Origin of the sequence: Pelomonas sp. KK5 (assembly GCF_001984095.1) — a bacterium.
Classification (GTDB): Bacteria; Pseudomonadota; Gammaproteobacteria; order Burkholderiales; family Burkholderiaceae_C; genus KK5.
The window spans coordinates 1-8,700 of the sequence record NZ_LYVQ01000254.1 but is presented as its reverse complement, the minus strand read 5'-3'; the positions used below and the strand labels follow the sequence as shown (position 1 = coordinate 8,700).

The following is an 8,700-nucleotide window of genomic DNA, read 5'->3' as shown; positions in this document are numbered from 1 at the left end:
GTAGTGGATCGCGAACTGGATGTTGCCGCGGCGGCGCAGGCGCAGGCCCTCGGGCAGCGGCAGGCCGACCGGCAGGCCCGTCTCCTGCGCGACGCTGCTGACCAGCGCGTCCAGGCCCATGCCGGTGAGCCAGCCGGCGAGGTAGCGCACGCGGCCGTGCTTGACCAGGGCGGGGCTGCCATCGGCGAATCGGGACTCGACGTCCAGGCCGGCCGGGTCCAGCATCTCGCGCCAGCGGGTGATCGTGGCGCCCAGCAGCGCACCGTCGGCGGCCAGCGCCACGCCCGGGCGCAGGCCCTCGACGGCGGTGACCCGCAGGCCCGGCAGCAGCGCGCGCAGCGGGCCGGGCGGCAGACCCTCGGGGATGCGGATCTCGTCGGCCTTGGCGCCGCAGCGGGGGCCCAGCAAGACCTGGCCCTCGAAGGCCTGCAGCGAAGCCACGAAGGCCTCGCTGGGCAGCGCCAGCGTCGGCGCGACGACGAGCGAATAAGCCCTTAGATCGGCAGACTGCGGCAGCACGTCCACGTCCAGGCCCAGCTTGCGCAGCGCGCCGTACCAGGCCAGCTGCAGCGCGCCGATCTCGAAGTCGCCGCTGTTGGGCAGGATCTCGGTGGCCCAGTTGCTGGCGTAGTCGACGATCAGGGCCACGCGGGCGGGGCGGCTGTCTTCATCGGGCACCGAGGCGAGTTCGCCGGCCACCACGGCCGCTTCCTCGCCGCCCACCGCGATCACGTTGTCCGGCGTGTTCAGCCCGGTGTGCATCTGCTCCTGCGCGAAGGGCGCCTGGCGCCAGCGGAAATAACTGACCACTTCGGCGCCATGGGCGAAGGCTTCCCAGGTCCAGGCGCGCACCATGCCCGGCTGCGGCACCGGGTTCCACTTCGCCCAGTTGACCGGGCCGGGCTGCTGCTCCATCACCCACCAGCGGCCTTGCGCGGTGAGGCCGCGGTACAGGTCGTGGTGGAAGGCGGAGATGTCCGGGTGGCCGACGCGGCGGTAGCGCAGCCGGTCCTCGTCGTCGAGGAAGGACATCGCGTCGAGGAAGCCCAGTGGGTAGTTGTCCCAGCTCGCGATGTCGAGATCCTTGCCCATCGCGTGGTGCTCGAAGTCGCCGCTGAAGGCCATGAAGTTGTGCAGCACCGGCACGCCCGGCGCATGCTCGCGCAGCAGGTCCACATGCAGCCTGTTGTAGCGCAGCACCTCGTCGGACCCGAAGCGCTTCCAGGCGAACTGGTGCGAGGGATTCGGCGGCGCGGCGGTGTGGACCGGGAAACCGATGTCCTCGAAGCTTGCGTACTGCATGCTCCAGAAGGCGTGGCCCCAGGCGGTGTTGAGCTTGCCGATGTCGTGGTCGTAGCGCTCGGCCAGCCAGAGGCGGAAGCGGCGCAGCGCGTCGGGCGAGTAGGAGGTGATCGTGCCGTGGCAGCCGTACTCGTTGTCGGTCTGCCAGGCGACCACCGCCGGGTGCCGGCCATAACGCTCAGCCAGAGCGGTGACGATGGTGCGGCTGGCCTCGAAGAAGGCGTCGCTGGAGAAGTCGTAGTGGCGGCGCGAGCCGAAGGCCTTCACATGGCCGTCGGCATCGATGGCGTGGATGTCGGGGTGCTGCTTGCTGAGCCAGTGCGGCGGGGCACCTGTCGGCGTGCACATGACGACCTCCAGGCCCTCGTTCGCGAGCACCTCGATCGCGCGGTCGAGCCAGCCCCAGTCGTACTCGCCGGGCCGCGGCTCCATCAGGCCCCAGGCGAACTCGGCGATGCGCACGGTGCTGAGGCCCATGGCCTTCATGCGGCGGGCGTCGTCGGCCCACAGGGCCTCGTCCCATTGCTCGGGGTAGTAGCAGACGCCCAGCTTCATCGTCATGGCCGTTGTCTCCGTCTTGATGTGGCTATGTTTCGGCGCGCGGAGATTAAGCGATTAATCCATGCGCTGTCAAAAGCCGGGGCATCAGGGTTTGTCCGCTGCGCCGCGACGGCCCGTGTTCTGAGAATGGCGACCAATTAATCGCTTAATCCAGGCGAGAAAAAAACGGAGACAGTGTTCGTGGCAGGTGTCCAACTCTCGAACATCCACAAGAGCTACGAAGGCGGCGCGGAGGTGATCCGCGACGTCTCGCTGGACATCGCCGACGGCGAGTTCTGCGTCTTCGTCGGCCCCAGCGGCTGCGGCAAGTCCACGCTGCTGCGCATGGTGGCGGGGCTGGAGGACATCAGCAGCGGGGAGATGCGCATCGGCGGCGCCCGCGTGAACGAGCTCGCGCCCTCGGAGCGCAACGTCGCGATGGTGTTCCAGAACTACGCGCTCTATCCGCACCTGGACGTGGCCGAGAACATGGCCTTCGGCCTGCGCCTGACCGGCATGAAGACGCCCGAGATCAAGACCCGCGTGGCCAACATCGCGAAGACGCTGGAGATCGAGCACCTGCTGGAGCGCAAGCCCAAGGCGCTCTCGGGCGGCCAGCGGCAGCGGGTGGCGATCGGCCGCGCGCTGGTGCGCGACCCGGGCGTGTTCCTGTTCGACGAGCCGCTGTCCAACCTCGACGCCGCGCTGCGCACGCAGATGCGCGTGGAGATCGCGCGGCTGCATCGCAGCTACGGCAAGGCCAGCACCATCTACGTGACGCACGACCAGGTGGAGGCGATGACGCTGGCCGACAAGATCGTGCTGCTGCACACCGGCGCCGACGTCGCGAAGCACGGCTCGATCGCCCAGGTCGGCTCGCCGATGGAGCTGTACGCGAACCCGCGCAACCTGTTCGTGGCGGGCTTCATCGGCAGCCCGAAGATGAACCTGCTGCCGGCCACGGTGACACAGGTGTCCGAGGCTTCGGTCACGCTGCAGTTGCGCGACGGCGCGAGCATCACGGCCGCCGTGCGCCCCGGGCCGGTGACCGTGGGCGAGGCCGTGACGCTGGGCATCCGCAGCGAGCACCTGATGCTGGCCCATGGTGGCGACAACACGATCGCCTGCAAGGTCCAGTGGGTCGAGCAGCTCGGCGACACCACCTTCGCCTACCTCGACACCGCCGACGGCCAGAAGCTCACGCTGCGCCTGCCCGGCGAGACCCCGCTGGCCGAGGGCGAGGCGCTGTCGCTGCGCGTGCCGCCGCAGCGCGCCCATGTGTTCGATGCGCAGGGTCAGGCCCTGAAGAAGACCATTTAGGCAAGACGGCTGTTTGAACTTCACCCACCCCAAGAGGAGACGAGAGATGACGCACAAGAAGGCATTGATGGCCCTGGCGATCGCCACGCTGCTGGGCGCAGGCGCCGCACAGGCGGCCGAGAAGGGCAAGCTGCTGATCTGGACCAACGGCGACAAGGGCTACGAGGGCATCGCCAAGATCGCCGAGAAGTTCACCAAGGACACCGGCATCCCGGTCGTCGTCGAGCATCCGGAAGACGCGATCGCCAAGTTCGAGCAGGCCGCCGCCGCCGGCAAGGGCCCGGACATCTGGATGTGGCCGCACGACCGCGCCGGCAGCTGGGCCACGGCCGGCCTGATCGTGCCGGTGACGCCGTCGAAGAAGACCGTCGCCGCGATCGACCCGCTCGCCTGGAAGGCCTGGACCGTCGGCGGCAAGACCTGGGGCTATCCGCTGTCGATCGAGGCGGTCAGCATGATCTACAACAAGGCCCTGGTGCCCACGCCGCCCAAGACCTGGGAAGAGGTGCTGGCGCTGGACAAGAAGCTGTCTGCGCAGGGCAAGCACGCGCTGTCCTGGCCGATCACGCAGATCTACTTCGGCTACGGCATGATCTCCGCCAACGGCGGCTATGCCTTCAAGCGCAATGCCGACGGCAGCTATGACCCGCAGGACACCGGCGTCAACAACGCCGGCGCGGTCAAGGGCGTGGAAGCGCTGATGAAGGCGATCAACGCCGGCGCGATCTCCAAGACCGCCGACTACGCCACCACCGACGCCGGCATGAACGACGGCTCGATTGCGATGATGTTCAACGGCCCCTGGAGCTGGAACAACCTGAAGAAGAGCAAGATCGACTTCGGCATCGCGCTGTTCCCGAAGATCAACGGCAAGCAGGGCGGCCCCTTCGTCGGCGTCTACGGCGCGATGCTCACCAGCGCCAGCCCGAACAAGGAAGTGGCCACCGAGTTCATGGAGAACTACCTGCTCTCGCTGGAAGGCCTGAAGGCGGTCAACGCCCACGTGCCGCTGGGCGTGCCGGCCAACAAGGCCTTCTACAACGAGCTGAAGGCCGACCCGCTGATCGCCGGCACGATGGCCAGCGCGCAAGCGGGCACGCCGATGCCCAACAACGCGGAGATGACCCGCTTCTGGTCGGGCATGGAGGCCGCGCTGCAGAACATCACGCAAGGCCGTGAGACCGCCAAGGAAGGCCTCGACCGCGCAGCGAAGCGCATCAAGGGCGGCGAGTAAGTTGTTGGCCCCTCGTCCGGTCTCGCCCCGCTGAACGCGGGCGAGCCCGGCCGGTCCCCCGAGGGGACGGCGCGGCCGGCGGCATCGAGCCGCCAGCCGCGCCAGACGGGCCGGCTTGGGGCGGCCCGGCGCTCGGCCCGGAATACCTGAATACGACATGCTGTCTCCACGACGAAGAAGCGGCCTGCATATTGGCCTGATGATCGCGGGCGCGCTCGCCCTGCTGGCGAGCCTGGCCCTGGTCATCGTGATGTTCTCGATGCGGCTGAACCTGGCCGGCGGGCTCACGCTGGCGATGCTGGCCGCCGCCGCCTTCGTCTACGTGCATCCGCGCTTCTATGCCTGGCGCTACGTGGTGCCGGGCATCCTCGCGGTGCTGGTGTTCATCGTGCTGCCGATGGGCTATACGCTCGCCATCGCGTTCACGAACTACTCGCTGCAGCACCTGCTGCCCTACGAGCGCTCGACCTCGGTGCTGCTCTCGCGCATGCACAGCGCGAGCACCGGCGGGCTCGATTTCAAGCTCTTCGATGCGGGCGGCGGGCAGTACAAGCTCGTCTTCGTGGACGAGGAGGACAAGCGTTTTGCCACGCCGCCGCTGAAGCTGATTGAGCGCGAGCAGAAGGTGGCGTTGGCCGAATCGGCCGATGCGCCCGATGAAGACAGCGCGCTGCCGCTGAAGGACGTGATCCGCTTGCAGCCGGCGCTGAAGCTGCTCACCGTGCAGCAGCCCGACGGCGTCGAACTCAAGCTGAGCAGCCTGCGCCGCTTCACGCCGAGCCGCCCGCAGTACACGCTCAACAAGGACGGCTCGATGACCGACGACGAGGACGGCAAGCGCCTCGTGGCCAATATGAAGACCGGCTACTGGGAGAAGGAGCCCTCCGAGGCCGGCGGCAAGCCGCAGCCGGTCGAGCCCGGCTTCCGCACCTATGTCGGCTGGCAGAACTACACGCGCATCTTCACCGACGCGCGCTTCTTCCAGCCCTTCGCCCGCGTCTTCGCCTGGACGGTGTCCTTCGCCTCGCTGAACACCTTGTTCACCTTCGGCATCGGCATCCTGCTGGCCACCGCGATGAACTGGGATGCGCTGCGTTTCCGCAATGCCTACCGGCTGATGCTGTTCCTCCCCTACGCGGTGCCGGCCTTCATCTCGATCCCGGTGTTCCGCGGCCTGTTCAACGAGAACCTGGGCGAGATCAACCTGGTGCTGGACCAGGTGTTCGGCATCCGGCCCAGCTGGTTCTCCGACGCGGCGACCGCCCGCTCGATGGTGCTGATCGTCAACGCCTGGCTCGGCTACCCGTACATGATGATCCTCTGCATGGGCCTGATCAAGGCGATCCCGGGCGAGTTGTACGAAGCGTCCGCGCTGGCCGGCGCGGGGCCCTTCACGAACTTCTTCCGCATCACGCTGCCGCTGATCGCGCGGCCGATCGCGCCGCTGCTGATCACGTCCTTCGCGTTCAACTTCAACAACCTCGCGCTGATCGCGCTGCTGACCAACGGCGCGCCGGACTACCTCGACACCGAGGTGCCTGTGGGCGCGACGGACCTGCTGGCCAGCTACACCTACCGCATGGCCTTCCACGACTCCGGCCAGAACTACGCACTGGCCTGCGCGATCTCGTCGATCGTGTTCCTGATCGTGGCGGGGCTGGCGGTGGTGAACCTGAAGCTGTTCAAGGTGGGCAAAGAGGAGGCGCGTTGACATGAAGCCGTCGTGGGCCGGGCCCTTCGATACCTCAGGGCGAACGGGGGATGCTTGCACTCGACGAGGCGCGCCAGCCTCCGTTCGGGTTGAGGTATCGAAGCCCTCTGCGCGGCCTGCGCAGGCAACCCTGGGCAACTGACATGGCCATCGTCCTCAAGCAATCGCACAAGTGGCGCGTCGTCCTCGTCCACGCCCTCCTGATCGCCTTCATCGCGCTGATGGTGGCGCCCTTCCTGATGATCGTGTCGATCTCGCTGCGCCCCGGCAACTTCGCCGGCGGGCACCTGATCCCGCAGCACATCAGCTTCGAGCACTGGAAGCTCGCCCTGGGCATCTCCTATGTGGACGCCGACGGCGCGCTCGTGAAGCCGCCGTTCCCGGTGCTGCTGTGGATCTTCAACTCGATCAAGGTGGCGACGGTCTCGGCCACCGTCTCGCTGCTGCTGTCCATCACCAGCGCCTACGCCTTCGCGCGGATGCGCTTCCGTGGCAAGAACGGCTTACTCAACAGCCTGTTACTTCTGCAGATGTTCCCCTCGGTGCTCGCGCTGGTGGCGATCTACGCGATGTTCGACCGCATCGGCGAGGTGGTGCCGGCGCTGGGCCTGAACAGCCACTGGAGCCTGGCCCTGGCCTACACCGGCGGCGTGGCCCAGCACATCTGGCTGATCAAGGGCTACTTCGACAGCGTGCCGCGCGAGCTGGAGGAGGCCGCCGCGGTGGACGGCGCTACGCCCTTCCAGGCCTTCGTCAAGGTACTGCTGCCGATGGCGGTGCCGATCCTGGTGGTCGTCTTCGTGCTGGCCTTCCTCGGCGCAATGATCGAGTACCCGATCGCCTCGGTGATCATGCAGGACCAGCAGAAGCTGACGCTGGCCATCGGCTCGCGCCTGTTCCTGTTCGACCAGCAGTACCTGTGGGGCGACTTCGCCGCCACGGCCATCCTGGCGGGCATGCCGCTGACGCTGATGTTCATCGTCACGCAGCGCTGGCTGGTGAGCGGGCTCACCTCCGGTGCGGTGAAAGGCTGAAATGGCCACGCTGAGCGATGTGGCGAGGAAGGCCGGCGTCACCGCCGCCACCGTCTCCAACGTGCTGCGCAACCGCGGCAAGGTCGGCGCCGAGACCCGCGAGCGCGTGCTCGCCGCCGTGCGCGAGCTGAAGTACCGGCCCAACCTCACCGCCCGCGCGCTGGCCGAAGGCAAGCCCTCCACGATCGCGCTGATCGTCTCCAGCATCGCCAACCCCTTCTACCCGGAGTTCGCGCTGGCCGTCGAGCGCGCGGTGCGCAAGCTCGGCTACTTCCTGCTGGTCTGCAACACCAATGACGACCCGGCGCAGGAGAAGGCCTACCTCGATGCGGTGGGTGGCTCGCTGGCCAACGGCGTGCTGGTGATGAACGCGGACTTCGTGCAGATCGACGAGCTGGTGCACCTGCGCGAGCGCGGCGTGCCGGTGGTGCTGTGCATGTGGGAGAAGCCCGACCAGCCGCCGCCGCTGCCCAGCGTGGCGGTGGACTTCCACCGCGCCGGCATCCTCGCCGCCGAGCACCTGATCGCGCTGGGCCACCGCCGCATCGGCGCGGTGGTGGGCAGCGAGCGCACGGGCAACCACATCTGGCGCTACCGCGGCTTCGTCGAGGCGCTGGCCCGGGCCGGCATCGAGCACCGGGACGAGGACGTGATCTTCGGCCACGACACCATCGACGAGGGCCGCAGCGCCGCCCACACCTTGCTGGCCCGCGTGCCCGACCTGTCGGCCATCTTCGTCAGCAATGACCTGCCCGCATTGGGCGTGCTACAGGCCGCCGCCGAGATGGGCCTGGCGGTGCCGCAGCAGCTCAGCGTGATCGGCATCACCGACATCCAGCTGGCCCACCAGGTGCGCCCCGCGCTGACGACCGTCGCCGTGCCCAGCGAGGAGGCCGCGCAGCAGGCGGTCGAGATGATCATGCAGCTGATGAAGGACGAGGGCGCGCCCGCGCCGCTGCTGCGCGAGACGGCGCAGCCGCGGCTGGTGGTGCGGGCCTCGACCGGGCGGCTTCTTACTTCTTCGACGCGAAGTTGATCTTCACCTTCGTCCGCGCTTCCTTGCCGTTCTTGTCGCGGGCGATCACCACCACCTCGATGCTCTGCGCATTGGCCGGCGGCGTGCCGGTGAAGCGCATCGACGTGCCGTCGAAGCTCAGCCACGAGGGCAGCGGCGTGTCGTTGGACAGCCGCGCCTCGAAGCTCAGCTGCGCCACCGGGTCGCTGTGCGTGAAGGTGTTCAGCGGCAGGGCCACGCCCAGCTGGCCGCCGGCCGTCGCCACCAGCGGCTCGAAGTTCAGCACGCTGACGAAGCCGCCGCCATTGGCTGCGGCCTCGGTCGGCGTGGACAGCAGCGTCAGCGACTGCACCGGCGGCGAGTTGTCGCCGGCCTGGGCACCCGTGCCGGCGCCCGCGCCCGGATCGACGACCGGGCCGGTGCCCGTGCCGCCGGAGTTGTCGCCGCCGACCGGGGGTGTCGGTGCGGTCGAGCCGCCGCCGGTGGGCGGTGGCGGCGCGCCGGGCGTCGGTGCCGGGGCCGGTGCGTTGGGCGATGGCGCGGG

General features: G+C 68.4%; 7 protein-coding genes. 5 read left to right on the top strand and 2 right to left on the bottom strand.

Annotation, left to right across the window (positions count from 1 at the left end; all coding sequences use genetic code 11):
- The coding region (locus B0W88_RS26955; RefSeq protein ID WP_077037665.1) for a beta-galactosidase at positions 1-1,863 on the bottom strand (1,863 nt) is incomplete at its 3' end.
- 180 nt (positions 1,864-2,043) lie between these two features.
- Between B0W88_RS26955 and B0W88_RS26950 the strand changes: the two genes are divergently transcribed.
- From B0W88_RS26950 to B0W88_RS26930, 5 genes are all read left to right on the top strand, one after another.
- Positions 2,044-3,162: an ABC transporter ATP-binding protein gene (locus tag B0W88_RS26950; protein WP_077037666.1), complete on the top strand. Its 1,119-nt coding sequence runs from the start codon at positions 2,044-2,046 to the stop codon at positions 3,160-3,162.
- 46 nt (positions 3,163-3,208) lie between these two features.
- Positions 3,209-4,396: a maltose/maltodextrin ABC transporter substrate-binding protein MalE gene (gene malE / locus B0W88_RS26945; protein WP_077037664.1), complete on the top strand. Its 1,188-nt coding sequence runs from the start codon at positions 3,209-3,211 to the stop codon at positions 4,394-4,396.
- Between the two features lie 199 nt (positions 4,397-4,595).
- Positions 4,596-6,107: a maltose ABC transporter permease MalF gene (gene malF, locus B0W88_RS26940; RefSeq protein WP_198937950.1), complete on the top strand. Its 1,512-nt coding sequence runs from the start codon at positions 4,596-4,598 to the stop codon at positions 6,105-6,107.
- 143 nt (positions 6,108-6,250) lie between these two features.
- Positions 6,251-7,141: a maltose ABC transporter permease MalG gene (gene malG, locus B0W88_RS26935; protein ID WP_077037662.1), complete on the top strand. Its 891-nt coding sequence runs from the start codon at positions 6,251-6,253 to the stop codon at positions 7,139-7,141.
- Position 7,142: 1 nt separating this feature from the next.
- Positions 7,143-8,177 carry a LacI family DNA-binding transcriptional regulator gene (locus B0W88_RS26930; protein WP_077037661.1) on the top strand — a complete coding sequence of 345 codons (1,035 nt, stop codon included), beginning with the start codon at positions 7,143-7,145 and terminating at the stop codon, positions 8,175-8,177.
- Here the strand turns inward: B0W88_RS26930 and B0W88_RS26925 are convergent.
- Positions 8,155-8,700, bottom strand: a 546-nt coding sequence (locus B0W88_RS26925; protein ID WP_198937949.1) for a putative Ig domain-containing protein, incomplete at its 5' end; no start/stop codon positions are given. The two genes, B0W88_RS26930 and B0W88_RS26925, sit on opposite strands and share 23 nt — an antisense overlap.

What these genes read in the sequence shown, in the direction of transcription:
- malE (WP_077037664.1), top strand. Translation starts at nt 3,209, where the DNA reads ATGACGCACAAGAAGGCATTGATGGCCCTGGCGATCGCCACGCTGCTG.
- malF (WP_198937950.1), top strand. Translation starts at nt 4,596, where the DNA reads ATGATCGCGGGCGCGCTCGCCCTGCTGGCGAGCCTGGCCCTGGTCATC.
- malG (WP_077037662.1), top strand. Translation starts at nt 6,251, where the DNA reads ATGGCCATCGTCCTCAAGCAATCGCACAAGTGGCGCGTCGTCCTCGTC.
- B0W88_RS26930 (WP_077037661.1), top strand. Translation starts at nt 7,143, where the DNA reads ATGGCCACGCTGAGCGATGTGGCGAGGAAGGCCGGCGTCACCGCCGCC.